28 protein-coding genes and 1 pseudogene are annotated in these 26,207 nt (G+C 66.2%); 19 read left to right on the top strand and 10 right to left on the bottom strand.

The window, feature by feature from the left end; all coding sequences use genetic code 11:
• Positions 1–477, bottom strand: coding sequence for a transposase (locus OID54_RS38120; protein WP_443055831.1), 477 nt, complete (start codon positions 475–477; stop codon positions 1–3).
• Positions 478–1,000: 523 nt separating this feature from the next.
• Between OID54_RS38120 and OID54_RS38115 the strand changes: the two genes are divergently transcribed.
• The 3 genes from OID54_RS38115 (at position 1,001) to OID54_RS38105 (ending at position 2,902) form a co-directional block, all read left to right on the top strand.
• Positions 1,001–1,267, top strand: coding sequence for a hypothetical protein (locus OID54_RS38115; RefSeq protein WP_329028146.1), 267 nt, complete (start codon positions 1,001–1,003; stop codon positions 1,265–1,267).
• Complete coding sequence (locus OID54_RS38110) at positions 1,264–1,512, top strand: hypothetical protein (protein ID WP_329028145.1); 249 nt, start codon at positions 1,264–1,266, stop codon at positions 1,510–1,512. Before OID54_RS38115 ends, OID54_RS38110 begins: the two co-directional genes overlap by 4 nt.
• A 142-nt stretch (positions 1,513–1,654) precedes the next feature.
• Entirely contained in the window at positions 1,655–2,902 is a 1,248-nt protein-coding gene (locus OID54_RS38105) for a helix-turn-helix domain-containing protein (RefSeq protein WP_329028143.1), read from the top strand.
• A gap of 94 nt (positions 2,903–2,996) precedes the next feature.
• Here OID54_RS38105 and OID54_RS38100 read toward each other — a convergent pair whose 3' ends face one another.
• Together OID54_RS38100 and OID54_RS38095 are read right to left on the bottom strand one after the other, a co-directional pair.
• On the bottom strand, positions 2,997–3,551 hold the full coding sequence (locus OID54_RS38100; RefSeq protein WP_329028141.1) for a GNAT family N-acetyltransferase: 555 nt from the start codon (positions 3,549–3,551) through the stop codon (positions 2,997–2,999).
• Positions 3,548–4,549 (bottom strand): hypothetical protein, encoded by a 1,002-nt coding sequence (locus OID54_RS38095; RefSeq protein WP_329028140.1) that lies wholly within the window; start codon positions 4,547–4,549, stop codon positions 3,548–3,550. Before OID54_RS38095 ends, OID54_RS38100 begins: the two co-directional genes overlap by 4 nt.
• 724 nt (positions 4,550–5,273) lie before the next feature.
• Here OID54_RS38095 and OID54_RS38090 point away from each other — a divergent pair.
• From OID54_RS38090 to OID54_RS38025, 14 genes are all read left to right on the top strand, one after another.
• Positions 5,274–5,804, top strand: a complete 531-nt coding sequence (locus OID54_RS38090; RefSeq protein WP_329028138.1) for a hypothetical protein — start codon at positions 5,274–5,276, stop codon at positions 5,802–5,804.
• Positions 5,805–5,908: 104 nt separating this feature from the next.
• Positions 5,909–6,352, top strand: a complete 444-nt coding sequence (locus OID54_RS38085; protein ID WP_329028136.1) for an ATP-binding protein — start codon at positions 5,909–5,911, stop codon at positions 6,350–6,352.
• On the top strand, positions 6,349–6,804 hold the full coding sequence (locus tag OID54_RS38080; protein ID WP_329028134.1) for a hypothetical protein: 456 nt from the start codon (positions 6,349–6,351) through the stop codon (positions 6,802–6,804). The genes OID54_RS38085 and OID54_RS38080 overlap by 4 nt, the downstream gene beginning before the upstream one ends.
• A gap of 143 nt (positions 6,805–6,947) precedes the next feature.
• Complete coding sequence (locus OID54_RS38075) at positions 6,948–7,463, top strand: STAS domain-containing protein (protein ID WP_329028132.1); 516 nt, start codon at positions 6,948–6,950, stop codon at positions 7,461–7,463.
• The gene (locus OID54_RS38070; protein ID WP_329028130.1) at positions 7,460–7,936 is read left to right on the top strand and encodes a hypothetical protein; all 477 of its coding nucleotides are present in this window, start codon (positions 7,460–7,462) and stop codon (positions 7,934–7,936) included. Before OID54_RS38075 ends, OID54_RS38070 begins: the two co-directional genes overlap by 4 nt.
• Before the next feature lie 118 nt (positions 7,937–8,054).
• Positions 8,055–8,888, top strand: coding sequence for a hypothetical protein (locus tag OID54_RS38065; protein WP_329028128.1), 834 nt, complete (start codon positions 8,055–8,057; stop codon positions 8,886–8,888).
• A gap of 153 nt (positions 8,889–9,041) precedes the next feature.
• Positions 9,042–9,623, top strand: coding sequence for a hypothetical protein (locus OID54_RS38060; protein ID WP_329028126.1), 582 nt, complete (start codon positions 9,042–9,044; stop codon positions 9,621–9,623).
• Complete coding sequence (locus OID54_RS38055; RefSeq protein WP_329028124.1) at positions 9,616–10,062, top strand: hypothetical protein; 447 nt, start codon at positions 9,616–9,618, stop codon at positions 10,060–10,062. The genes OID54_RS38060 and OID54_RS38055 overlap by 8 nt, the downstream gene beginning before the upstream one ends.
• A gap of 100 nt (positions 10,063–10,162) precedes the next feature.
• Complete coding sequence (locus OID54_RS38050) at positions 10,163–10,303, top strand: hypothetical protein (protein ID WP_329028123.1); 141 nt, start codon at positions 10,163–10,165, stop codon at positions 10,301–10,303.
• 79 nt (positions 10,304–10,382) lie between these two features.
• A complete protein-coding gene (locus OID54_RS38045) occupies positions 10,383–11,243 on the top strand; it encodes a hypothetical protein (RefSeq protein ID WP_329028121.1) in 861 nt (286 codons plus the stop codon).
• 171 nt (positions 11,244–11,414) lie between these two features.
• Positions 11,415–12,524 (top strand): radical SAM protein, encoded by a 1,110-nt coding sequence (locus tag OID54_RS38040; protein WP_329028119.1) that lies wholly within the window; start codon positions 11,415–11,417, stop codon positions 12,522–12,524.
• Positions 12,521–13,147, top strand: coding sequence for a dTMP kinase (gene tmk / locus OID54_RS38035; protein ID WP_329028117.1), 627 nt, complete (start codon positions 12,521–12,523; stop codon positions 13,145–13,147). The genes OID54_RS38040 and tmk overlap by 4 nt, the downstream gene beginning before the upstream one ends.
• Positions 13,144–13,950, top strand: a complete 807-nt coding sequence (locus OID54_RS38030) for an endonuclease/exonuclease/phosphatase family protein (protein WP_329028115.1) — start codon at positions 13,144–13,146, stop codon at positions 13,948–13,950. The genes tmk and OID54_RS38030 overlap by 4 nt, the downstream gene beginning before the upstream one ends.
• 26 nt (positions 13,951–13,976) lie before the next feature.
• A complete protein-coding gene (locus tag OID54_RS38025; protein WP_329028113.1) occupies positions 13,977–14,339 on the top strand; it encodes a MazG-like family protein in 363 nt (120 codons plus the stop codon).
• Here the strand turns inward: OID54_RS38025 and OID54_RS38020 are convergent.
• The 5 genes from OID54_RS38020 to OID54_RS38000 all read right to left on the bottom strand — a co-directional run bounded on the left by OID54_RS38020 (position 14,275) and on the right by OID54_RS38000 (position 20,967).
• Entirely contained in the window at positions 14,275–14,805 is a 531-nt protein-coding gene (locus tag OID54_RS38020) for a SpoIIE family protein phosphatase (protein WP_329028111.1), read from the bottom strand. The genes OID54_RS38025 and OID54_RS38020 overlap by 65 nt on opposite strands.
• Positions 14,778–15,188 carry a hypothetical protein gene (locus OID54_RS38015; RefSeq protein WP_329028110.1) on the bottom strand — a complete coding sequence of 137 codons (411 nt, stop codon included), beginning with the start codon at positions 15,186–15,188 and terminating at the stop codon, positions 14,778–14,780. Before OID54_RS38015 ends, OID54_RS38020 begins: the two co-directional genes overlap by 28 nt.
• Before the next feature lie 625 nt (positions 15,189–15,813).
• Entirely contained in the window at positions 15,814–17,805 is a 1,992-nt protein-coding gene (locus OID54_RS38010) for a TerD family protein (RefSeq protein WP_329028108.1), read from the bottom strand.
• Between the two features lie 423 nt (positions 17,806–18,228).
• Positions 18,229–18,672, bottom strand: coding sequence for a hypothetical protein (locus tag OID54_RS38005; RefSeq protein ID WP_329028106.1), 444 nt, complete (start codon positions 18,670–18,672; stop codon positions 18,229–18,231).
• A 471-nt stretch (positions 18,673–19,143) separates the two neighbouring features.
• Positions 19,144–20,967, bottom strand: a complete 1,824-nt coding sequence (locus OID54_RS38000) for a hypothetical protein (protein WP_329028104.1) — start codon at positions 20,965–20,967, stop codon at positions 19,144–19,146.
• Between the two features lie 1,232 nt (positions 20,968–22,199).
• On the opposite strand from OID54_RS38000, the gene OID54_RS37995 reads away from it, so the two are divergent.
• The gene (locus OID54_RS37995; protein ID WP_329028102.1) at positions 22,200–22,820 is read left to right on the top strand and encodes an SMI1/KNR4 family protein; all 621 of its coding nucleotides are present in this window, start codon (positions 22,200–22,202) and stop codon (positions 22,818–22,820) included.
• Positions 22,821–22,888: 68 nt separating this feature from the next.
• Here the strand turns inward: OID54_RS37995 and OID54_RS37990 are convergent, their stop codons facing one another.
• Positions 22,889–24,880 carry a hypothetical protein gene (locus tag OID54_RS37990; protein WP_329028100.1) on the bottom strand — a complete coding sequence of 664 codons (1,992 nt, stop codon included), beginning with the start codon at positions 24,878–24,880 and terminating at the stop codon, positions 22,889–22,891.
• Positions 24,881–25,283: 403 nt separating this feature from the next.
• On the opposite strand from OID54_RS37990, the pseudogene OID54_RS37985 reads away from it, so the two are divergent.
• Positions 25,284–25,558: pseudogene (locus OID54_RS37985) on the top strand (MurR/RpiR family transcriptional regulator); the annotation flags it as partial.
• Between the two features lie 184 nt (positions 25,559–25,742).
• Here OID54_RS37985 and OID54_RS37980 read toward each other — a convergent pair.
• Positions 25,743–26,186 carry a hypothetical protein gene (locus tag OID54_RS37980; RefSeq protein ID WP_329028097.1) on the bottom strand — a complete coding sequence of 148 codons (444 nt, stop codon included), beginning with the start codon at positions 26,184–26,186 and terminating at the stop codon, positions 25,743–25,745.
• Between the last annotated feature and the right edge of the window lie 21 nt (positions 26,187–26,207).

Raw genomic sequence — 26,207 nt, 5'->3', positions numbered from 1 at the left:
TCAACGACACGACCGATCAAGAAGACACGCCGCCACAGACCGCACATGACCAAGCCCTACTAGGGGGTGGTGTCCGAACGTCCGTTTCCAGGTAGCGGTCGCGTCCTGCTTCTCGCAGTGCGCCAGCACCAGTACCCCGTCGATGTCCACGATCACCTGTCCGCTCGCGTCGGGGGCATCGGCTCCGGCGAGCTTCCAGACCCGTTCGCGGGTCTCGGCCCTGGCTCGGCGAATTGCGGTCAGCGCGCGGGGCCCGGCCATGGCCAGGGTCTCCACCAGGCGTGAGACGGTGGGGTCGCAGGCCACCGGCCCGAACACCTGCGGTTCGGCCCGCAGCACGGCCACGCCCGACAGGCAGTCCCCGCCCAGCGCTACCGCCAGGGTGAGGTCAAGCAGCACCCCGCCGGCCTGCGAGACCACCGCACCACCGTCGCCCTGGACGCGGACGCGCGGGTAGGACCCGATAAGCTTCTTCACCTGGAGGGTGCTTCTTTCCTTGCAGCGGACAGGACCCTAGACAAGTCCCATCGTTGCAGTTCAGAAGCACTCTCGGCCTATCCGATCAAGACCCGCACAAACCCACTCGTGAAAGCCCGAGGCTAGGCCGAGGCACGATAGCCGCCGCCCTCGCGGTGACGCAGAAGCCCGGACGCTCATTCCCCTGAGCGGCTGGGCTTTCGCGTGTCCGGGCTACTGGATGGGGCCCGGGTCGTACCGTTGCTGTGTCCACGTGCATGCTGGCTGCTGTGCTGACGCGAAGGCGCCCCGCTCTCTGGAACCGAGCGGGGCGCCTTCGCGTGTGGGTGAGGGTCTCGTCGAAGCACCGTGGAGAGGCGTGCGAGGCGTGCGCGCTCGGGGAGTGCGCCCCCTGGGGGCTTCACGCGCTGACTGGTGGGACCGTGTGGGCAGGTCACCGCGCTCCTACGATGCCGGGGCAAGGGGGGACGTATCGATGGTATGGAGTCAAATGCCGCAGCCAGCACATCACTTGACTATGCATATGACGGGCGGTCCGGTGGCGGTGCCTGCCACGATCCGCGGCGTCCGCGAGGCACTGTCAGAGGAGGAGCGCGCGAAGTTCATCGACGAGATCGAGAACACCCCTGCGGGCGACCTCGCGACGGTGCTGATCCGGTGGGCGATGAGCATCCCGACCGAGCACGACGATGAGGAACGGGCCCTTGTGGAACGGGTCCGGGCCGGAGACTTCACGGGTGTCACGTTCGTCGAGGACTTGGGCGATGACGAGTACCGGAGTGCCGGATGAGCCGCTACCGCGTGGCCTACGCCGACCCGGCCGCCGTAGGGCGGAACGCGCTCCCGGCCGACGCGCGTAAACGCTTCGACGCTGGCATCGCCGCCCTCGCCCGAGACCCGTACGGCTGCCGCTCCAGTTCGGTGAAGGGCTCCCGGGACCGACGCGACGCCGCGATCGGCGGCGTTGCGCTCATTCGGTACGAGGTCAGCTCCGGCGTCCTGATCGTCACCGTGCTGCGCGTCGTGGGCCTCTGACGTCGCGGTAGCGAGCCGGTGATGCGCTGGACGGCCCGGTGCGGAAGGAGGCCCTGGCCTGCTCTCCGCATGGCTTTGCCGAACACGCAGGATGCAGTTCTGAGTACGGTTTTGAGTATCGACGTCAGAACGGAGCGTAAGCATGTCCTCTCAGTCATCAGGCATAGGAGATCCCCTGCGATCACATCGCCTCGTTGCAGGGTGGAGTCAGGAACAGCTAGCCGATGAGGCTGGCGTTTCGGTATCCGTGGTCCGGAAGTTGGAGAAGGGAGGCCGCGCGAGGGTCGAGCCCCTGCGCCGCCTTGCCCGTGCTCTTGGGGTCACCACTGCACAACTGTTCGCTGCGGGCGCCCCGGCTCCGGTCGTAGGGGATGAGTCCACCCGGCAGGCGTTGATGTCGCTTCGGCAGGTGCTTATGCCACCTGTAGGGGTGGAGAAGACGCTGATAGATCCGGGTGAGGCGGGGGTGGCCACGGATCTGTGGCAGCAGATCGACGACGGCCAGGCGCTCTATCACGCCGATCGGTATGAGTCGGTCTCCAGAATGCTGCCCGACCTCTTACGGGCCGCTGAAGCTGCCGTCTCCGTGGCGGAAGACGAGTTGGAGCGGCATGAGGCGGCAGCTATGCGTTCACGGGCTCTGCTGCTCTCCGGGAAGTATTTGACCCAGGTGCGGCAGTACGACATGGCCTATCACGCGCTGGCGGAGGGCATCCGGGTTGCGCGAGACATCGACGACAAGGCCGGGGCCGCAACAGGGGTGGTCGGCATGTGCTGGCTGCTCCTTCGTCAAGATCGCTTCGACGATGCAGAGAAGCTCGCGACCGTGACAGCAAGTCAGGTCGAGCCGCGGTTCTCCTCCGCGAGTGCCGGCGAACTAGCCCTGTGGGGCGAGTTGTCGCTGCGGATCGCGGCAGCGGCGGTGCGCAACAACCGGCCGGACGTGTCCAGCGATGCAAGGCGGATGGCCGCGACGGCGGCGAGCGCGCTGAACCAAGAGCACACCGACTACCGGCAGCACTGGTCACGGTTCGGGCCGGTCACAGCCGAGCTTAAGGCCGTGGAGGACCTGGGGCTGGCGGAGGACTACAGGGGTGTTCTGAGGCGGGCAGATGACGGCATTCTCGCCTCGCGTGCCCTGGAGGAGTTTGGGACGCCGTCCAGCATCAATTGGAACAGGCACCGTCTAGATGTGGCGCAGGCCCATGTGCGCTTGGGGTCCACCCAAGACGCGATGGACGAGCTGTCCCGCATCAAGCGCACTGCTGGGAACTGGATCAAGCACCAGCCGATGGCGCGAGACATCATGGAGGACGTCCTCAAGGGCCGTAAGCGCAGCTTGACTATGGAGATGCGCTCCATGGCAGCCCACATCGGCGTCCACTCGTAGGCGTCCCGTTGGGTGGGACAGTGGTGCTCAGGCTCGTAGTCCGCGCCCGGTGACCTCGTGGTGGCACTGCACCGTCACCGGGCCGCAGGTTCGATCAGTCGGACCGTACCTGACGCATCATCGACGCGAAGACGGGAGAGTCGGGGAATGGTTTTTGTTCGCCGATCTTCCGGTACCCCCAGGCTTCGTAGACGGCTTGTACGGCTCCGTCGCCTGCGGCGGGATTCACCAGGAGTGTGACTCGGTCCTCGGTTCGGGTGGACAGCCATGCCTCGTGTATTTGCCAGGCCACACCCCTGCCGCGCCACGGCTTGCGCACCACGATTTCGTTGAGTGCAAGGGTTCTCTTGCCGTCCTCGCGCAGGTACTCCCTGGGTAGGGGCTCGGTCATGGCGGACCACCATTTGGTGTCGGCCCCGAGCGGCATCCCGAAGCAGAAGCCGACCGGCTCGTCGTCCTCGTATCCGATCACGGCCGTCCAACCGGGCCGGGACGCGTAGACCGACAGTCGTTCGTCGAAGCGCGCCACGTCGTAGAAAGGCCCGGTCAGCCCGAAGTCACGCAGACGAACCTCTGCGTGGATGTCGAGGATCGACTGACGGATGACGGGCAAGTGCTCAGAGGTGATCTGGCGAAACTCGATAGTCACGTTCGTCGCCCCACTCGTTCTGTGTAGCGCTCCGTCCATTCGGCGGCAGATGTGGGCCTCCGTTTGGTCTCGACGATGCGGTCGAAGCGCGCGAAAAGCCGGTCCGTTCGCCCAGTAAGTGAATCACCGTCGCGGTCGGGCAGGACAGTCAGGGCGGTGGCACACGCTTGATCGACGGCGCCTTGACGGATCTGAGCGAGGGCAAGGTGGACGGTGTAGTACGTCCTATTGCGCCGGTACTGGGGGCGCAGCCGAGCGAGGGCGCGATGGAACTGTGCCTCGGCCTCGCTGTGCCGACCGACTTCCGTAGTGATCAACCCTGAGAGGCCATGGAGTTCGGCCTCATCAAAGAAGGCTATCCATGCTGGGCGAGGCAGGTCGAGGTCGGCACGGTCGAAGGCTGCGCGCGCTTGGTCAAGAGTTCGCAGTGCGATCCTCTCCTCGCCGGATTGAGAATGAACGCCGGCCAAACGGGCAGCAGCGAGCGAGGCGTACAAGGGATCGCGACGGCAGGCTGGAGAGCTTCGGGCTACCTGAGCTGCGGCGGACGCCTCGGACGCGCCCCCTGGCCGCTGCGTAGCCAACAGCGATGCATGACTCCACAGCCGTAGCTTGACGTCCTCGTTCCCGGAGAGCCCGGCAAGGGTGAGCGCGCGCTCCAAGTGGCGCTGCGCCCGGTCCAGGCGCCGGTCATCCACTGCCGCCCACAGCGCGGTGCCAGTGAACGCTGCGGCAAGGCGGTACAGATGGGACCGGACTCGATCCGTCGCGGAGCCAACGGTCTGCCGCTCCAGGGCATGTTGGGCGAACGCTAGAGCGCGGGTCTCCAGCTTGATCGTGCCACCGTGTGAATTGTCTGCGGCAACGAGCTGGCCGAACGCCGCTTCGAGTTCCCTGACGTCACGCATACCCACGCGTGGCCGAGCCACGGCCATGGGGGCGGGCAGCATGGCTGCTGTCAGAGAGGCAGTGGCGGTTGTGAAGGTACGGCGCTTCACTGGGTCCTCCGATGCTGGCGTACAGGGGCCCCCCTCACTCGTGCTGCCCGACGAGCGGGGCACGAATCCCAGGTCCAGGATGGGGACTCCGAACTCTGCCTCCAAAGCGAGCCTCAGCCGCTCTTGTGGCCATCGAGTTTTTCCGGTCAGCCAGTTGCGGATGTGCCGGTCTGTGACGTTGGCAGGCTTGCCCGTTAACCGCTCGCCGTGGACGTTCAGACGCTGCGCCAACTCGCATTGCGTCAACCCTGCTGCTGACATGTGAGCTGCAAGAAGGACGTTCTCCGTCATCTACCTAACGTAGCGCTGCGACCGCTTTGGGTAGACCTCTCCAGGTAAAAATTACCGGTTGCCTGCGCTGGCTTGGGGCGGGAATTGCCTGTCTCGTGAAGGGGTCTGAACGGTTTTCTGCTTGTGGACGACCGTGACTTCGAGGCCAGGACCACTACCTCAACCTGCTTTTCGGTCACGGGGATGCCAGCCCTTCAGTGCTCGCCCAGACCTGATGGAGAGACAGCCTCATGTCGCTCTCAGCGCCTAGTCAGACCATGCGTGTCGGCCCCGTCGTTCAGTTCTCATCGGAGAGCGCGGTCGATCTCGATACACACCCCACCGTCCAGCCCATCCGTCCCTTGCCAGCCGAGGGCAGCGGAATGCGGCGAGCAGGCAGCGCCCCGACCCCGAGCGTCCGAGCCCGCAAGACGGTTTCGCCGGGCGGCATCTCATGATTGGGGGAGCCGCCCCCTCCGCGGCGACGACAGGCTCGGAACGGCAGGCCGTCGGTCGGCCCTGGCTCCTGGCTGCTGCCCCGTCGGAGCCGCAAGCGGTCCGGGAGTGGCAGGGAAGCGGGGCGGCGTGGCTGCGGCCGGGCCTCGTGTTCACCGCGGTATCGGTGGCCGCGAGTCTCGTGCACGCCGCCGTGAACGTGCCCGGCCCGGAGGACGTTGGTGCCCCGCTCGGACTGGTCCTGGACGGGCCGGTGTTCTACCGAGAGCAGATCTTCGGGCGGGAGGCCGGGTACACGGTGTTACTCCTTCCAAGCGCGGGGGAGATCTGGCGGGTGGCGGGCTCGGTGGTGGAGTCCCCTCGGGCGCTCCTGCTGGTGCCCGCCCCGAACCGGTGCGAACCCGACGACCACGGCCCGTGGTGGGTTCTACCGCCCGGGGGTTCGGGGGCGCTGTGTACGCCGACGTTGCTCGCCTCGCTGATCGGGGTGGGACGGGAGCGGATCGCCCGCGAGGGGGACGTTCTGTGATGGACAGCCCTCACACCCGCGAGCTGGGTAGAACATCCTCACCTACCTCGGACATGGCCGGTGACGGCGCCCTCGATCCTCGGCCCGTGAGGAGCAGCGCGCGCATGGCCACCGAACCCTCATCGTCAGTGATCTCGGAACCCGCCTATAAGCAGAACATGCCGCGAAAGCCCGAGTCCGCGCGGACCGCGCGGCAGATGGTGTCGACGGCCCTTGACGCATGGGGCTTGGGAGAGGCTGCGGACGCGGCCCACCTCGTGGTGACCGAGCTGGTGGCGAACGCCGTGCAGCACGCCCGGCTCGACACGATCCTGGTGACGACCCAGCGGCGGGATGCGTTCACGGTGCGGGTCGCCGTCGTGGACCGGTCCCGCGAGACCCCGCAGCGACACCACGCCGATGAAGACGAGGAACACGGGCGCGGCCTGGAACTGATCCAGGTCCTGAGCCACGGGCACTGGGGAGTTGACCCGCTGCCCTGGGGCAAGCGGGTATGGGCCGACCTAGGGATCGCGAGCCGACCGGGAGACCCCGGAGGGGCACCGTGACCCTGATCCAGCAGCAGCCTCTGTTCCGGGCCGAGGTGGCTAGCTACCCCTCCGGGCACCCCGAACCCGGTAGGTCCGTTCTCGGCACGTTCGTGAGTCCGTATGCGGCGCGGGCGATGCGGTGGCTGTGTGTGCAGGCGGTGTTCATCGCGAACGGGCTGAATCCCGATCCCGATGTTCCGTGGTCGGCTGGCCTCATCTCGATCGATGCCCGGAGCACCCTCGATCTCGACCTTGGTGACGCGCCGGCCCGGCTTCGGGCCTGGGTCGCCGATGAGGACGCGCGGCACCCGATCGTGCAGGACCTCAAGGCCGGTCAGTCTTTCCGCTTGGACGTCGCCGATTGGTCCGGTCGATACGAGCTGACGGCCTGGCCCTGGCACTCTCACGAGCCCGGGTACGGGATTCCGTGGCCGCCTTCCCCGATCGGGAGAGCCCTCGTCCGGCGCTGAGACCTTTCGCGCTGCCTCTCCTCGCCCTGCCGGGCCGTGAATCGACGCTTCCCTGCGGGGCCGGCAGGGCGACCACCTCGATGCCTTCGCCTTGCTTTGCCCTCCTCTTCTGCCCGTATCTCTCGCACCACTGGGACTTTCAGATGAAACACCCTCGCTCGACTTTCCTGCCGTCTCGTCGGGACACTCAAGGGCCCTCTGCACCCGAGGAAAGCGGCAGAGCCGAGGGCGGGATCGAACGCTTCGGTCAGGCTTGGCTGCAACGGTTTCCGGAGTACGGGAACCGGCTGGTGGTCGCGGTCGGCGGGACCGTCGACTACCAGGTCCGAATGGCGCTCCGCGATCGGCTGCACACGCACACCGGCATGGGCCAGGGCGATGCGGTCCTCGACCTCACCCGTGTCGAATTCCTTGACGCGTACGGAACCGGAGCGGTGATTGCGCTCCATAACCGCCTCTGTGATCAGCGCCGCAGGTTGTATATCGCAGCCGCCCCCACGGGGCCGGTCCTCAGAATCCTGTGCATTACCGGCCTCACCACGATTCTGCGTCTGCGCGATGACCTCCCGGGCGCCCTTATCGCAGCGGGGATCGGGCCGGCCGCTGAAGTCTCTCCGCTCCGTTCGGCTTTCGCGCGACTCACCGGGCGAGCGACATGAACCGCGAAGGCCGACGCCGCACGAAAGCCGAGATTGCCGCGTCGAAAGAACGCGTGGTCAAGGAAAGGGCCATCGTGGTCGCCCGCTATCGAGGCGGTGAGTCCCGGCGTGCCCTCGCCCGGGAGTACGAGGTCTACGAACACTGGCTCAGCCGGCGGTTTGACGAGTGGCAGGTTCCGCAGCGGGGCCGGGCCCAGGCGATGGAGCTGTGGGGGAGGCAGCAGGCAGAGAAGGGGGCCGCGGCCCGACGTGCTGCCCAGCGCCGCACGAGGGAGGAATGCGACGCGTCGAGGAAACGCGTCATCAAGGCGAAGGAGACCGTTATCCGCCGCTATCGGGACGGTGAGCCCCGGCGCGCTCTCGCTGACGCATACCGGGTCCATCTCGATTGGCTGGACCGACGCTTCGCCGAATGGGGAGTCCCCTTCCGAAGTAAAGCGGAAGCCGCGAGCATCAAAAGGCCGATGCCGTGAGCGAGGTCATGCGCCAAATTCTCTGCGTGATCGCTATCGCCGCCCTTATGGCCGTCCTCGCGTACAGCGTCACCAGCTGATAGCCAATCCCGCTGTTCGCATTCTCGACTGGAAGCTCATGACCGGAATTGATATGGAACCCCGCCACGGCCGCGATTGTAAGGCGGCGTTCAGCGTGGAGTGGCATCTCCAGGGCCTCGGGTTCACCCCCGCGGTGACCCGCCGCGACGGTGTCTCCTACCAGACGTTGCCCGAGGGGCTCGGCTGGTGCCAGACGCTCCCTGTGCCGGAAGAGGCATGGCCGCCGGGCGCAACGCAGTGTGTCGTCGTGCGCTGGTACCCGGACAGGACGTACCGCCGCGATCGCCGCACGGGGCTCATCCCGGCTGGTGCCGACGAGCACTGGAGGGACCGCACGACGGACATCATGGGGCGTCTGCGCGCCCTCGGCTTCTGGGCCGAGAACACCGGCCCGTACCGCGCGCCGGCCCTCCACACCCACGAAGACATCCTCGTGTGGCGCCAGCCCGGCGATCGGCACTGGCCCCCGGTGTCTGCGTGGTTCGGCTCGGAGCCGGCCTCGACCCACTTCGGCCCCCCGTCCCCCGCGGAGCGTGAGGCGGTCCTGCGGGTACGGGGCGTGCTGAGACAGGTGGAGCGAGGGCGGCGCCGTATTCAGGGGACGCTGTCGGCGGAGCCAGCCCTACCCGCGTGGTGGCCGCCGCACGCCGGGATGTGCGTACGGGTGCTGTGGCAGCCCACCGTGCAATACCAGCGTGACCCGAACAGCGTGGTGGCGCCCCCTGGGGCCGCACGCCACTGGCATACGGGTATCGAGTCCATTCGTCGGGCTCTGATCGCTGCGAGCTACGAGGTGCAGGAACCCGTACGCCCCAGGACGCCTACGCGCGACACATGCGTCGGATTCCTCGCGTGGCGCCGCCTCCGATAGGCCCCTCGGCCCCTGTTTTCCCGTCATCTTCGGGAACGCCTCCCGTGCTGGCCCAGGACTCCGCCGGCACTGATGACGGGCGCCGCTTCCGCTGTGACGGAGGAAGCGGCCTCCACGTCCACCGCCTCGCTCGCACCGCCCCCAGGACACACCATGACCACACCCAGCCCCACGCCCGACCACGAGCCCAGCACCGAGCCCAGCATCGAGGAGATTCGCGCAGCCATCAGCGCCGTACAGGAGGCCCTGGATAGCCCCGGCGACGCACACAAGCTGGCCGCCCTGATCTGGGAGGAGATGCCCGAGCCGCACCTACTGGTACACCACCTGAGCACCGCGCTGACAGGTGTCGGGCTGACGATCAGTGAGACCACGATCAACGAACTCGGCATCGAGATCGGCACCATCCGCACAGCTGACGCCCTCACCCTGATCACCGTTCTCGGGGGGACGCATCCGCCCCGCTCGAACCCGGCCACCGGGCGCAACACCGAGGCGATCGCGGACCGCCTCCGCGGCCGGCTCCGCCGCCTCTCCCCCGAAGTGAAGGTCACCCCGCATCCCGCCTGTGCGAGCTGCGCGGCGGACCGCCCTCACCAAATCCTCATCGGCACCGCCACGCTGGAAGAGGTTCGGCTCCTCATCGAGGCGATCGAGGCCGGAACCCAAGAGCGAGAACGCTCTACGGGGCGGCGAGCGGGAAGCGCCATGGGCCGGGGTGGTGACCGTGCCTGACCCGGCAGCGGTCGCTCGGAACGACCAACTCCAGGCCGCGAGCGCCGAGGCCGCGTCATGGCTCGCACAAAGAGGTGCGGGTGAAGGGACCTCCCTGCCGCTCGACCAGGCGCCGCCGTGGCTGAAGGAGGCGCACCAGTCCTTCGCCGAAGCCGTCGAGGCACGGGCGGCGACGTATTGCCTCCACCTCGTCGGGCGCGGCCCGCAGGTCGTCGTGATCCAAGCCGAGTACCCGGAAGAAGCCCTCTGCCGGGCCTGCGCGCAGGCGAGAGCCCCTCACCGCTTCTGCCTGACCTGCTGCCGTGGCGCCGGGACGAGCTCACCGGCAGGAGGGGTTGAGGACACCTTTGAGAGCAGCGCGGTCGTCTACTCCCGGGTCCGGTGCCCTACCTGCGTGGAACGGGCCGCGCTCGACGACTCCCACCCGGACGTCGGGTAGGGGCCGGAACCACCCCGAGGGTGAACCCGGGGGAGGGGGCCGGCCAGGGCACGACTCCACCGCGGATGGCCCGGTGGAGAACACCAACAAGGAGAAGACCGTGACCACTGACGACACGATCACGCCCGAAGGCGTGCAGAACGAGACCGGCGAGGTGACCGCAGAGGTGGCGACCGTCCGGACGAACGTCTCGGCGTTCCTCGCCGAGGCCATCTCGACGATGGGCTGCGGAACCGAGTAGCGCTCGGTCGCATGCCCCGGCCCGGGGCAACCCGCCCCGGGCCCACCCGATAAGGCCACCCAGCAACAAGGAGTCGACTGTGCGCTTCCTCAACCTGGATCACACCCAGGAGACCATCTCCCGCCTCGTCACCGCCCTGCACGGCTGTGAGCCGATGCCCGATGAGCTGGACACTTCATACCGGCGAGTCATCTCGAAAATGCGGGTCCTGCCTGCCCCGCCAGTCGGCACCGAAGTCCAGTTCCGGCAAGGCCCGTGGGGCCAACACCTGGAGAAGGGCCGGACTTTCGAGCACCTCGTCGAGGGCCTGGCCGACACCGAGGCGCACCAGGAGATGGAATGGTTTCGGCAACTGGAGGCCGCGATCGCCCACACCGAGGAGCTCTCTGCCGGTCTCGGCGCTCTGGTGAACCTGGTCGTCACCGACATCGTGTGCTTCAGCTCGAAGAACAAGGGCAGTGCGTCCGCTTCACACTTGCCGGGCCTGGTGTCGATGAGCCCCGGTGACAGCTGGCAGGTGTACGACTTCGCAGACTCACTCGTCCGCCAGGCCGTCCATCTGAACGTGTACCTGGCGGACATGGCATACCGGCTCTACACGAAGCCGGTCCGCGAACTGGCGGGCGACGAGCACCGCGTCGTGTCGGCCGTGAACGCCGGCCACATGCGACCGCTGGATCAGGCTTTCCACTCCGGCGCAGTTGTGCCGCCGCTGATGCTGATGCAAGCACGTCGCGGAAAAACGGACCGGGTCGACCAGCTCCGCGACTCCCTGAGGGAGTGCACCGACGGCCTCATGGACAAGCTCGGCCAGTTCACCCCGTACGGGCAGCTCCTCGTCCAGGAGCTACGTGAGTTCACCGACTCCTATGACCTGGACCTCGTCGCCGAGTCGGTGTCAGGGGAGCGGTTCGCGCACTACGACATGTCCGCGGCCTGAGCCACGACTCCATACGAGCACGGGCGCCCGTGCGAGGGCTTGGGCCACCGCGCCATCCTCGCCTACCGCCCCGGCCCCCTCATGGCAGGTGCGGCGTCATGACCCGCGCACAGAACGGCAGGTCAAGGTACTTCCTCCCTGCCGATCCAGCTGACCATCAAGGAGACTGCTGTGACTGCCCGCTTAATCAACACCGCTGAACAGGCGTCGTCCTGCTACTTCCGGACCACCGTCGACAGTCCTCACCGCAAAGCGCTGATCCAGATCTGCGAGCCGTGCAACGAGAAGTGCGCGCACTACTTCGTCAGCGCGACGAAACGCGGCGATTACATGCCCTTGGGCCAGGTCCGCAAGCGGCTGATCCCCCAGCTCGCCGAAGCCCGGGTCACCCGTGTGACCCTCACCGGCGGCGAGCCGTTCATGCACCCCGACCTGATCGAGATCGCCGCTGCATTCCGCCAAGCCGGCATGGGCGTAGGCGTCTGCACCAACGCCACGTTGGTGACCGACCCGCAGATCTCCGCCCTGGCCGAGATGGACGCGCACATGAACGTCAGCTTGGACGGCTTCGCAGAAGAGTCGCACAGCCGGTTCCGCGGCCAGCCGGAGTCGTTCACGGAAACCGCTGAGACCGTCAGACGGTTTGCCAAGGCGGGCATCCTCCAGGGCCTCCTGTGCACGCCGAACAATCTGGCACAAGACCACGAGTATGAGGACCTGGTGCGCTTCGCCCAAGAGCAAGGCGCTACCTACGTCCTGATGAATCCGCTGGGCCCCATGGGCCGCGGGGAGAACTCCCAGCGCAAGCTGGCTCGCCCCGACGACCACATGCGGCACATCAGGACCGCGACCGTGTCCGCCGCGGCGGAGGACCTGGACGTCGTACACATCCGATTCCCCAACGACGATCGGCCCCTCGCTGGCTGCGAGGCCGGCAGCATCATCTACGTGTTCACCGACGGCGGGGTAGCGGTCTGCCCCTACCTCGTATTCGCGGCCCGAACAACGGTGAGCCAGCACCCGGACACCGACTTTTTCGTCGGCAACATCTGGAGTGACGACGACGTCGCAGCCAAGCTCGATGCGTACGGTCGCTTCAGCGACCATTGGACCGTCGGCGCGAACCCCACCTGCGGGGGCTGCTCACTGTCGGGCTCCTGCGGGAAGGGCTGCCCAGCCGCCGTGGTGGCGGCCGGCGAACGGATCGGCGCCGTCGATACCGAGCAATGCCCGATCGTGCCCAAGCGGTCGCGCATGCTGCCCGTGGTGGGTGTCTCGTGACCGAACGGACGGGCTGGCCGGGATTGCTGGTTGCGATCGAAGGGCCGGGCGGCGTGGGAAAGTCCACCGTCACGGCCGCCGTGGCACAGATGCTGACCGAACAGGGGGTACCGGTCCTCGCCACGAGAGAGCCAACGGACACCCCTTTGGGGGACCTCGCACGCTACGGCACGCAGGAATACCGAGGTACGGCGATGGCCTGCCTTATCGCGGCTGGCCGATACCAGCACGCGCAGGAGATTCAACCGGCCCTGGATCGGGGAGAGGTGGTCATCTGTGGCCGGTACATCGCCAGTTCACTGGCCCTTCAGTGCATGGACGGCGTCGATCGAGACTTCGTCTGGCTGCTGAACGAGGGTGTCATCCAGCCCGACCTGACCGTGATCCTCAGCGCGCCGCCAGAGGTCATCGAAAGCCGGCTCGCGGCCCGAGGCGCCCATAGCCGGTACGAGATGCAGGAGGATGGCAGCCGAATCGAGCTCGCGTACTTCGCCGAGGCCGGTCGATACCTACGGGCCCAGGGCGCGCGTGTCCTCGACGTGGACGCGACTCCAGGCTCTCCGCGAGAAGTCGCCAGCCCGATCGTTGCTGCCATCACCTGCTTCATGAAGGACCCCCGATGACGCTGGACGTATTGACGTTCAACCTCAACAACCCCAGTCGAGAACGAGCAGCACGGCAGCTCACCTACCTGGCGGCCCGCCCGGAGGCGATCCTCGTCCTCACGGAGACAGCGAACAGCACAGGGTGCGAACACCTGGCCAACGAGTTCGAGGGGGCCGGCTATCACGTCGCATTCCCCCTGCCGTCGCGTCAGGCGCGTGAGCGCGGCGTGATGATCGTGTCCCGTCTGGCCATGCACCCATTCCCCCTGGCGTTGGAGTACCTACCGCACCGGGCACTCGCGGTCACGGTCGACACCGAGGAAGGGCCGCTCACCGTGATCGGTGTCTATGTGCCCTCCCGGGATGCCACCGAGGCCAAGAGGGAACGCAAGCGGCGATTCCTGGAAGAACTTGCAAGCCGACTGCCGGCCGGTGAGACCGGGGCCCGGTTGATGATGGGCGACTTCAACGTACTGGAGCCGGACCACGTCCCTCGATACCGCTTCTTCGAGCCCTTCGAATACGACTTCTACACCGGCCTCGCCGAACGCGGCTACACAGACGCCTTCCGGCACCTCCACCCCGAGGCGCGGGAATACTCCTGGGTCGGGAAGACCGGCGACGGATACCGGTACGACCACGCACATGTCTCGGCCGGGCTGCACGATGCCCTACGCACCTGCGCCTACGTACACGAGCCGCGCACCGCTGCGCCGCCGCGGCTGACCGACCACTCGGCCCTCTCGGCGGGGCTGGCCGTCACCGCGACAGAGCCCCTCCCGGTTGCCGTCCCGGGTACGTCCGTGTCGGCCCTTTTCTGATGCCCACCTCCAGAGGAGAACACCTGATGACGAACACCGAACCCTCCGGGACGTGGGAGCGCGTCGAGCTGCTGCGCGCGTGGCTGGACTCGGAACTCACCCCTGCCGCTGAGGGGTCCGTCGAGTTGTGGCGTGTCCTCAAGATCGGCGAGGAGTTCGGCGAGACCGTCGAAGCGCTACACGGGGCCCTCGGCGTGAACCCGAGGAAGGGGTACAGCCATACCTGGGACGACGTCACCAAGGAGCTGTGCGACGTCATCGTGACGAGCATGGTGGCCTTGGCGACATGCGCGCCGGACGCTCCGGAACTCCTTGATGCCCGCCTTAAGGAACTGGTCGACCGGAGCCTGCGGCCCGCCCGTCCAGGAGGGCCTGGTGCTGATGCCTGATCACCCGGGAGCGGTCGCGCTGGACGACCAGCTCCGTGCAGCCGGTGCCGACGCTGCGGCATGGCTGGAGCAGAGAGGCGGCGGGAAGGGAGCCGCTACACGGGTCGAGCAGGCACCGCGATGGCAACGGGATACCGCGGCCTACGTGTGCGTAGTGGCGGAGGCGGGGTAGGCCCAGTCGGATGCCCATGGGGCCGGAGGGTGGGCAGCGGGCGGTGGTCGTCCAGCGTTCGCGGCGGATGATGATCGGCAGGAGATGGCCGCGGTTGACCCAGGACAGGACACCGGTTTCCAGGTGCAGAGTGGCGAGGATGCCGGTGGCGTACTGGGTGGGGCCGAACTGGGCGATGAGCGTGTCCTCGATGGCGCGGCTGACGTCGGCGATGCCCGCCCCTTGGCGGCGCTGGTTGCGGCAGGTGGCCATCGCCAAAGACGCGGTCAGCCCGGAGGAGGTGTCGTGCCCCATGGCATCGAAGATCGCCAGGTGCGCGGTGTCGCCCGCGACGGCGTAGTCGAAGGGTCCCCGGCGATCTGGTAGGCGGGTTCCATGGCGGCACTGACGACGACCCGGTCGTTAGCGAAGGTCATGGGCGGCATCAGCGCCCACTGCATCTCCGCCGAGACACTCATCGGCCGGGCACGGGCCAGACACGCGTAGGAGTCGCTGTTGGTGCGTTTGGACACCAGCAGCAGACCGGCCATCGACGCCAGAGCCTGCCCCATACCCGCGAGGACACTGGCTTCCGATGGAGGCTGGGGTGCGGCGTCCTGGACGAGGTGGAGCACGCCGAGGCGTTCGCTGCCGTCCAGCACCGGGATCCAGCTCTGCAAACCGTCCGCGGTGAGCATGGGGCGCAGCATTTGGTAGGCGCGACCCGCGGGGGTGGTGTCGATCCATCCGCAATTCCTGTCCGCCCGCGCCGGCGTTGTCTCCGCGGCCGGTGACTTCGCGTAGCACGTCTTCTTGGAGGTCGGACACGAACAGTCGTGCTCTTCCGGCCCCGGCGGCGGCTCGGCCGAGGAGATCCGGTGTCTGCTCGAATGGGGCGTGGTGGCTGGCCTCCAGCAAGCCGGCCAGTATCCCGGCCAGGCCAGGGAGAGGTGACGTCATGACGCGAACCCCGAACAGGAAGGATGGGGAGAATCGCGTCGGCACCTGATCCGTGTACCTGGCCGGTGCAAGGCGGACGGGCACGAGAAGCCCAGCGGCTGTGACCGAACACCCTATGGCCCCACCAAATTGGTCCATGCGGGTAGGCGGCGATGGTCTGGTCCGTGCTTTGCCGGTTCGCCTTTCCGTTCTGGGGCCGCACCAAGGTGGGCCACAACCCGTTCGCAGGCAACGTCGGCCACGAGAAGCATGCGGAGACCGGCAGCAGAGTCAGCTGTGGCCGTCCGAACGGACGGGTGTCAAGACGCGGTGGGGTTGTAGCCCCACCGCGGGTCAGCCTGCTTTGAAGGTCTCATCGGAAAGCTACTCGCGGCGGGCCGGACGCCGTTCCAGGTGCGCGATTACGCTGGTGTGGAACCGGTCCACGGCGTTGTCGACGCTGCGGATGAAGCCGGATTCGGCGTTACCTCTTGTGCTACCAGTGCTTTTGAGGAGTGAGAGCCGGAACCCGGTGATGGGGGAGCCATCTTTCGGTAGCAGGTCGCCCGGCTCGGGGCGCAGCTTCTCCAGTGTGCCCCGGGGCCCGCCACTCTGGCTCGCGACAAGGGTCTCGACATGGAGATCGGCCGGGGCTTCGGAGAGTTGGCGCACCAGGCGCTTGGCCCAACTGAGGGGGTAGCCCTGCTCGGGGGCTGGGATGTCGATGGATGTACGGAGCTTGCTGGTCCGCAGGTCGGCAGTGATCGCGAGGATGCCGATGGTGCTGTCGATGCGGATCTCGGCGTGTAGGCGGCCGTCTTCGCACAGACCGTCGGCGAGCGCGGCCCGGCGTGATTGTGGATCGGAGCCGCGCTTAGCGCGCTGGACAGGCAGCACCTTCTCTCCGGCCTCGCCACCTAAGCGTAGGCAAACCTGGCGGATGAGGCGTTCCCAGCTCTCAACGACCTCCACCGCGCGCGGGTCGCCCTGGCACAAAGTCTCCGCGTCGATGCCATTGCGTACCGGAACCCAGGCCGGGCCCATGTTCTGGAAGCCGTGGCAGCCGGAGTTCTCGTGCTGGAGGTAGTGCAGAAGTTCCTGGAGGAGCCACGCATGGGCGGCGTTGCCGACACCTTCGTGGCGGATGAGTATCTGAGCTTGGTAGGTGACCTCGGCCCAGGACAGGTGCCAGAGGGCGACCTTGTTCTTCCGCCTGCCGTCGATCTTGACACTGACCAGCGGACTGCCTTCCAAAGCGACATCGTTGGAAAGCGTGATCACAGCCTCATAGCCACGTTTGGCCGCGATGTCCATGTAGTCCTGGACCTGCTCGCCCTTGAGCGAGTTGCCGTTGGTCTTCGCTTCAACGAGGGCTGTCCACAGCTTGCCGGCGCGCTCGACCCGGATAACGCCGTCCGGGCGCTTCGGGGCGTCGCCGTGGGGGAGCGAGACCTCCGTGAACGTCTCCATCCGCCCGGCTGGGGCGCCGAAGGCGGCGGTAAGACGGCGCCCGAACTCCGGTACCTGGGCCATCACCGACAGAAGGATCGAGGTCGCCCGAACCTCGCGCTCATGGTCGCTCTTGAGCGACGAAGCGGGGAACAACCGGGCCGTCCGCCAGGCGTCGTTCTCAGCGAGAGTCTTCTTGGCAGCCTTGGGCAGGATCACCTTCTTCTTGGCAGTGCGCGGTCGCCGTGACGAAACAGGGGCCTCGGATGCCACGACGGGAACCGGGACCGGTGCCTCCGGCACGGGTGGGGCCGCAGTGGCGCGCGGCTCCAGCACTTGCGACGCCGCTTCCGAAGAGGCCGCCTGCTCATCCGGCTCTTCGGCGTCATCGACATCTATGCCGAAGTCGGTCGCCAGCCCAACCAACCCGGTCTCGTAACCCTGCCCAACGGCCCGAAACTTCCACTCTTCACCGCGCCGGTAAAGCTCAGCGAAGAGGAACGCACTCTCCACCGTCGCGTCCGTGATGGAAAACCCGATGATGCTCTCGCCGGCACTGTCGGCCAGCGTCACCCTCAGATCGTCCAGATCACCGAACCGCGCACCCCTGTAGCGGCTGGCCGCCACGACGATGCGCTCCACCTCACCGGGCATTACTGCCAAATCGAGATTGATACGGTCCTCACTGCCGCTGCCCGTCGGCGTTTTCCCGAGCAACTGCACAGTTCCGTCAGGACTGGCCTGATTGTTGTAGAAGAAGAAGTCCTCTTCGCTGCGCACTTTGCCGTTGGCATCGAGTAGCAGCACAGAGACGTCCGCGTCTCCGTCCCCCTCTGCGCTCGTCCAACTCAGGCTGACGATCACGGAACCTATGTCCGGGCTCAGGCTGGGCAGGCTGACGTTCGCACCCTTGATCAACTCATGCATGGAGCTCCCCCTGGGAATCCTCACGGCATTGCGAGAACGTCCACGGACGGGGACTCCGCACGGAAAGTCGCCTGCAACTGGACAGTTCTCGTTGACTGCGCAGGAGGCAGTGGCCCCCGCCGCCCGAACATGCCTGAATATTATCGGCGGATTCCTGCCAGCCACCCGCGAGTCGGCAAATACCGGTCGACAAAGGTGCCAGTGATAGCTGTGGGCACCAAGTGGCGCTCTCAACCGCTTCGGCACAGCGCGGCGCAGTGCCAGTGCATGTGCCAAGCCCGTCTTCAGGGCGCAGCGGACAGAGCGCCGATCTCGCTTCCAGGCGATGAACAGCTGGTCACTTGATCTCGGAACCAGATGGCACTGGAGACGCGGACAAGGCGCCAACTTCACTTGGCGGGCGCCAGGGACCCGCTGCCTTGCTCACCGCTGGGTGTTCAGGCCGCTGGCGCGGGCGATGCCGTCGAGCGTCGCGTCTTCGGCTTCCCGCTGGGCCCACCAGGTGTTGAGCTTGGTTGGGACGGCGGTGAGTTGTTCGGGGTCGTTGGCGATGTCGGCTTGGACCATGGCCCCGTTGAGGGAGCCGTCGGGGCCGGGCATGTCGATGTAGTGGTGGTCGGTGCGGCCGGTGGCGAGCATGGTGATGACGGTGGCGAGTTCCTGGTGGAGGCCAGAGGTGAATGCGGTGTCGTCGATCTGGAAGGAGCCGTTACCGCCCGTGGCGATCTGGCGGCAGAACTCGTTGACCGCTTTGGCGAGTGTCTTGTATTCCGCGGGTGCCATGCGGGCGCGGAGGGTTTGCATGTAGAGGCCGACGAATGCGGCTGGGCCGACGCCGGAATCCTTGCTTCCGTTCTCGTCGTTCATCCCGCGAGTCTTGACCCGCTTCCTCCCCAAGTCCAGGGGTATGCACCACCTTCCTGCCGCCGACTCGGGACAGGGCAAGCCCTCCGGGAAGGAAGAGGCTGGAGAAACAGAGTTCCTTCCGAGTCCTGGCCGTTCAGGGGCCGGTGAGGATGTCGTGGGTGCCGACGCGGTGCCAGATGATGTGGGCCTGCACGGGTTGTACCGGGGTGCCGCATTGTCATGTGGCGCGCCCGTTGCCGTCCCAGGTGTGCTCGAAGACAGCGGGCGTCCACTGGACACCTTCCACGCGGAGCCTGGGGCGGAATGTACCGCCGGTGCGGAGGTCGTGGAACGAAGGCTGTGTGCACGATGCGGCGGAATGCCCCCAGCTCGACCCGGCCCCGCCCGGCACCCCGGTCACCAAACCCACCCCTCACACACGAAGCCGGGCCCGTAGCCGATTCTCGCGTCAACTTGACTGCGAACGACGTGCTACAGCATTCCGGTTAGGTCGGCGAGCCACCGGCCTAGGACATCTGAGCTGATGGCCCACGGCACTGCGAGACCTGCGGGAAATGCAAGCAGGCAGAGCCGTAGGCCGAAGTCGGCGGCGCGTGTGCCTTGAGTGCGCTTCGGCGGCGTCGGCATCGCCATGCCGACGCTGAGGAGCATGGCGAACACGCATATCAGCACCACGAGGGTTCCGTAGCCGAGGAGCCTCCAGGGGCTAACCGTGGACGAGTTCTGGAGGCCAGCCGTGAAACCGGTCGTGACTAGGGCGATGGCGCTGGGCCCGGCTAGAGCGTAGAACCAGGTCCGTGAATGGCTCAGGAGCTGGTACCTCCCCCTGACCAGTCGGGAGCGGAAGGGGCGTGGGCTCAGGTCTGCGAGGTCTCGCGACATACCCAGTTCGGAAGGATAGCCAGCGAGGATGCGGGCGTAGGCGCGCTCGAAGGCGGATACTTCGTGATCTGTCGCCCCCATCACACGTACCAGGGACTCCAAATGGTTCCAGGTGTCGGGAAGGACGTCGTCGTCGATCCAGCGCATGACAGTCATATAGACGAGGTCGTCTTTGAGGTGTCCTGGAAATGCGGTCGGGGTCAGTTTCCCCAGTGGCTGTCTTCCCTCTCGCTGCAGCAGCAGCGACAGAGCGTCGGACAACGCTGTCGGTGTCTTGACCCCTTCCAGGCCCGACAGTAGTTCCCCTGTCTGGCTCGGCAGATTGTCCCGGTGGGTGCCGGTCCTGGACTCGGCCAACGCGTCCCAGCCGTGTGCTGAGCTGATCGGTACTGCCGCATCCTGCCTGGTCAGGGCTTTTCCAGTGTTGTCCAGCCCATGATCGGCGGCAGTATCGTGGACTGCCCCAGCTGGACCGCGTTCGAGGGTGTCCGTCTGCACGATTCGGGTGAGTGTCACCTCGCCGTAGTTGCTTTCGGCGTCGAGTCCGATCTGAAGTCCCAGGTCATCCAGCTCTTGATCCTGTGCGTCCAGCTGCTGCTGCGCTGCTTCGAGGAGCCGATGAATCTGCTCCAGTGGAGGCAGGTTCAGTTCTTTCACAGGTGAAAGGTTCGAACTGCGAGCTTTAGCGTCATTCCCGAACGTGTTCGGGTCGATGTGCCGTAGAGCCATGCGTTCGACTGCTACCTGCTTCTCGGCGGCCAGCCGGAGAGAGTAGGCCTTCTCCTCCGCTCGGCGGGCCTGGTCCAGCTTCTCGTCTGCCTGGCGCCGGTACTCCAGCGACAACTGCAGCTCATGCTGAAGCTCTGCCTGAACCTCCTTCCGTGCTAGGTCTCGCTCGCTCTCAAGCAAGGTGCAGCGTTCTTGCAGAGCGGACACCATGTCTTCTAACTGTTCGCGGCGCTTCTCCGACGCGGCGAGCTTCTGCATCGCCTCAATCTGTCGCAACCGCGCGTCATCCAGCCTCAGCAGAGCTGCAGCGACAGCATCCGCCCGGTTCGGCCCAGGGGCTGCCACCGGAAGATTCGCCACACCGTCCAGCGCCTTGACCGCCTGCTGAGCGGCTGAGAGTAGCCGCAGCCCTTCCCTGAGCTGTCGGCTACGCATCACGGGCTCGGGCAGATAACGGGCCGCCACCTCTTCCACTAGCTCTTGAGGCGGAAGCCTGCTTCCGTCACGAAAACTGCTCCAGGAGGACTTGCCGTATGGAAAATCCTCCTCAAGTGATCGGACCCTTATCCCAGACGTGACCCTTCGCAGCCAAAGAGCGAACTCATTGGCCTGCTCAGTCCGGCCTTTCAGCGCCCCCAGCGGTCGCCCCATGCGCTCCCCGAACTCACCTTTGTCCAGGAACAACCCGTCGTTGTCCCTGATGTACCGATGCCCGCCTGCGAAGACACACGCGCAGCGAAGCGGACAAAGAATGCATGCGCCAACGTGAGTCCCACGAGTCCAGTCGACCACGGGAGATCAAATTGAGCGCCAACTCGCCCAGCCCCAACCGACGTTCATGGCCATACGCGGTCACGGCGATCGTAGCCCTCGCCGTTCAGCAAGGATGGGACGTCCAACAGGTCATCAGCCTCTCGGTGATCTTGCTGGTCTTCATCGCGCTCATTACCTCAGCGGATCGCAGAGACGGGTGAATGGGCGGCCCGTCAAACAGCGCTCAGCAGCGTGGCCAGAAGCAGACCGACGAACGCGTTGTCGGCCTGGCGGAAGCGTTGGTGCTGTTCTGGGGTGAAGCGGGTGGTGGGCACGTTGGTCTTCTCCGGGAAGCACGAAGCCCCCGGGTTGCCGGGGCGGTGGGCGTCTTGCTGGGGTTGAGGAAGGGGTTGGTGACGTGGTGGGGGCGGGGCGTCTTCAGCCGTCGGGTGGGGGAGTGGCGCGTAGGTATACGCGCCACGTCGATGGCGTCGGTTACTTGGCGTTTTTGAGGTTGGTGAGGCTGGTGTGGCGCTCGCCGCGCAGCATTTGCATGGCCGGGCCGGTGTCCGCCTGACGGGTGTGACGTGGCCGCCGGCTCCCGCTGTACTGGATGGGCGGTAAACGTTCGGTGAACTGTCCCGCCTCGCGGGATCGAGCTTTTCCGCAGGTCAGAGCAGGCGTCCCCTGGGGGATGCTGAGTGTCGCCAAGGTTCAGAGGCGTAATGCGTGGCGTTACTACCTGCGCCATGTCCTGGCCGGGCATGGTCCCCGCCTCGCGGGAGAGGAGCCGAGCGATCTCCGCACGCTCCTCGCCCAGATGCCTCGTCCATGACGGCCTACCAGATTTCGATCAATTGTGGAACCACAGCACCGCCACCTGACGCCCCACGACGACCGGGTTGGGGGCGGGTACTCAGAGGTGGGTCTGTCCTCCGATGAGTCTGATCGGTGTGGTCGGTCACGCGACATCGGCGTCGTGCTCGATGACCTTGAGCCGCGATCCGATTGCCACGGCCGGATCTACCCAACCCTCCACAGGTACCGGATCTACCCAACCCTCCACAGGTAAAGGGCGGTCCGTCTGCAACGGCGAGCAGCCAGCGGTGAGTTCGAGGTGTGAGGATGGGTGCCTTCATCGGTGACTGGAAGGGAAGGGACCCATGAGCGGTCAGCAACCAGATCAGGGGCAGATCGAGGCTCGGCAGGTGGCTGAGGCGTGGGCACGGATCGAAACATGGCTGGCAGAGCACGCTCCGGTCTCTTTCGCTTCGCTGAGGGAGGGAGCGTCTGAAGAGGAGATTGCCGCGCTGGAAGACGCCATCGGCGTTCGTGTGTCCGCTGGGTTAAAGGCGCTGTGGCAGGCGAACGCTGGTGCGGAAGAGGCGGCTTGCGCGGTGTTCATGCTGGGCAATTGGGCGCTGATGGGGCTTGATGCGGTGGAGGACGTGTACCGAAGGCGCATGCGGTTTCAGCGGGACCATGAGGCCGAGGGGTACATGACGTGGAAAGAGGCGTGGATTCCGGCCTGTTCGTACACCGTGACGGACACCTCCTACGGGCTGTGCGTGGACGGGGAGAGCGGCACGCTGTGGGAGTGGGAGGAGAACGCGGTGGTCACTCCCCGGTTTGATTCTCTGAGCGACTATCTTGAGGAGATGGCCGACGCGCTCGAGGCGCCCGGCCTTGCTGTCGGGCCCATGCCAGGAGTGGCCCGTGGGGCTCTGATGTGGGGCGAGCCCTCTGACCCAGAGGCCAAGGACGCGTGGGCTCCGCTGGCCTGAGCGCACACGGCAGGAGAGGGCCGATCGTAGTGACCGGCCCCCTCCTGATCATGTGCGGCTTTTTCAAGTTAGACCTTGCGCCAGGCGCAGGTGGTGGCTGCGCTGGTGCAGTGCTCGAAACCGGGATTGGAGACGAAGAACTCGTCCTTGTCCAGCAGGCGCCACGCCGGGGCGGGATACTGTTTGAACGCCCCAGAGTTCTGTGTGGTGGGGATCGCGGCTCGGCCGCACCTCTCAGCCCCGGTGGGTCCGTCCGCGGCGATGCGGGTATCCGCGAGGAGACCGAAGTTGGCGCTACCGTCGCCCATCCTGTCGGTGTAGAGCTGGGCACATTCGTCGCCGCTGGCTACTTCGTTGACTCCGCCGGGGAAGCCACCGCTGTGATGGGTGGAGGCCATGGCGTACTCGTCACAGGTGAGCTTCTCCAGGGTGCTATCGGTGGGGTGTGCTGTCCAAGCAGATGGGCAGATCTTGGCGCGACTCTTGGCCGAGGTCCACAGAGTGCCGTCGGGGCCCTTGGTAGTCGAGTCCGGGCCCAAGTACTTCAAGAGGGAATCCCACCGCTTCGCCCCGGCGTGATCAGGCATCTTCTCCTGCATCAGCCAGTAGTACGCCCCGGCTGCCGGGTTGAAGTTGGTGTCGACGGTGTAGGTCGGCTTGAAGAACGGTAGAACGCAGCCGGGTGCCGCAGAACCCGAGATGTTGTCGCAGCGAGGGGCGAGCTCCCGCATGGTCGTCACGCCACTGGTCCCGAAGTCTGCGGTCGCGGGGTTTCCACCGGCGTCCACGTTCGCGGTGATTGACCAGCCGAGGTCGATGGTCTCCTTGCCTGTGCCGTTCCACTGAGTGGTCACGTTGCCGCGGCGGATGCTGTAAGGCGCCCCGCTAGCCGTACTCCAGTATCCGGTGGACGAGTTGTTTTGGTCATCAGTCCAGCGGACGTTGGAGGTGACACAAGAGGAGCAATTGTTGCCCACGTTCCACCGGAGAGTGACCCCTTTGAGGAGCGGGTCGATACTCCGCGGGGTGATGACGATCTGTTGGTCGAACTCAGGAAAGTTGCTGCCACTGTCGCCCTTGGTGGGGTAGGCCTTGATCCGTTGCTCGATGCTGAAGGTCGCGGTACCCAGCGCAGGTTTCTGCGGGTCGGTGTCGGTAAAGATCAGCGTGGCGTTGCCGACGCTCTTCATACAGGCGTCGGTGCGGTTCATGTAGTCCTTGCCCAACGGCTTGCCGTGGCACCAGGCCACCAGTTCCGAAGCCGGGGCGACGGCCGACGTCAGGTACGGGCTCTTCTTTTCGTTCTTGTCCGGAGGGTTCAGCTCGACGCACAGCTTGTGCCCCTTAGCGTCAGCCTTGGAGCAGCTCTGCTTGATACCGGGTTTCGCGTCGCTGGTCGTGTCGGGACTGACCTGCGGGCGTTTGCCCTTCTTGGCGGCTTCGCCGCTGTTGCGGTTTCCGTTGGCGACCGCAGCGGCCGGCAGCGCAGGGCCGGGGTCGGTGCGCGTGAACTCTATCTCGGTCTGTGCTACCGGGTTGATCGTGGAGGTGGCCTGGGGCGCGGGGAAGGTCACATACGGGACGATCTTGAAATTCGCCCATGGTGACCAGGTCGTCTCATACAGGCTGCCGTCGAAGGCGTTGGTGCGGAATGTGTAGGTGACGCCCGGCTTCAGCTTCCCGTAGGGGACGGGGACCTTGGCAAGCGCACCGGAGGCCACGAAGGGCGATACGAGAACGCCGTATGGGTTGGCGTCGGTGAGCTTGACCTGTGCCTTCGGTGTGCCGTTGGGGTTGGTGGTCCACACCTCGAAGGTAAGGGTGCTTCTGTCGCCGTCGGCATCGGTGACGGTGTTGCGCAGGATCACTGCCGGAGTGATGACCTGCCAGGTGCTGCCGCTCTTGGTGAACTTCGGACCGGCCGCTGGGGACCTGCCCGAGACGGGGCGCGAGCCGGCTGCAGCTGCGTTCTCGGGACCGGCTGCTGGCCGAGCGGATGGTGCGGCCTTCGGCGAAGGGTTGGGGGTGAAGTCGGCGGCCGTCGCCGGGCTAGACCCCACAAGTAAGGCGACAGCTGCCCCAGCGGCAAGGCAACGTAACGCCAGGAACGGGCGTCTGTGAACCATGCTGACATCCTCCTCGATCGTAGAAATGTTCGAGGAGAGCACAGCAGATACCCGACTCAGGCCGTATGACCGAGATCACGGTTTAACTGCCCAGCAGAGGCATTCGAGAGCCCCTTGAGAAGGATCGAGAGGAATCAATCCTGGGTAGGCCACCCTCGGATCTCTGAAGATCTATCACGCGCACCCCGCGATACGAATGAAGAGATCCCCACGTGATAACGCCATTCAAAGAAAACTCGTGGCTTGGCTAGTCTCAGCCCTAGATTCCGCCTGCTTCTACCCGCTGACCCGAAACCGGACCGCCTTGTCGTACGAACGTCCGCCTCGCTGCCGGGCGCTAAGGGACCGGGCCCGCGCCGTCGGCGCCAAGGTCCTCTTGGTGGCAGATGAATTGGGCGGGGAATACTCGGACCGTGTCGAGGCCGTCCTCACTGCGCCCTACACCCCACCGGCATCACAGCCGAGTCGCTCACCGGACTACTCATCGCCGACGCACTGCTGCTCGCGCTGGCCACCTTCGACGAGACTCAGGCGGTGGAGGCCTCCCACCAGCTCACCGCGCTGCGGGAGCAACTACTGGCTCCCAAACGATGGGCCGTGAGGCGGCACTGAGAGCGCGCCGAGAAGTAGGTGAACAGTTGGCTGGACGGTGGCCTTCAGTGGAGGAAATGGAGGTACGACTCCAAGTCGCCAGCTACTTGCCCACCCCATACCAGAGCCGGGAGCCGCCCCGCCGGGAGCTGGCTAGGGACCACGCCGTCTGCCCGGGCTGCACACATCCGGACCGAAGGTTGGCTCACCGCTGGGTGTCCAGGCCGCTAACCCGGGCGATGCCGTCGAGCGTCGCGTCTTCGGCTTCCCGCCGTGCCCACCAGTTGTTCAGTTTCGCGCGGACGGCGGCGAGTTGTTCGGGGTCGTGGGCGATGTCGGCTTGGACCATGGCTCCGCCGAACGTTCCGTTCGGGCCGGGCACGTCGATGTAGTGGTGGTCGGCGCGGCCGGTGGCGAGCATGGTGATGACGGTCATGAGTTCCTGGTGGATGCCAGGGGTGAATGCGGCGTCGTCGATTTGGAAGGAGCCGGTACCGCCCTTGGCGATCTGGCGGCAGAACTCGTTGACCGCTGTGGCCAGTGTCTTGTATTCCGCGGGTGCCATGCGGGCGCGGAGGGTTTGCATGTAGAGGCCGACGAATGCGGCTGGGCCGACGCCGGAGTCCTTGCTTCCGTTCTCGTCGTTCATCCCGCGAGTCTTGACCCGCTT

Source organism: Streptomyces sp. NBC_00690, assembly GCF_036226685.1.
Classification (GTDB): Bacteria; Actinomycetota; Actinomycetes; order Streptomycetales; family Streptomycetaceae; genus Streptomyces.
This window is presented reverse-complemented; position numbering and strand designations above follow the sequence as displayed.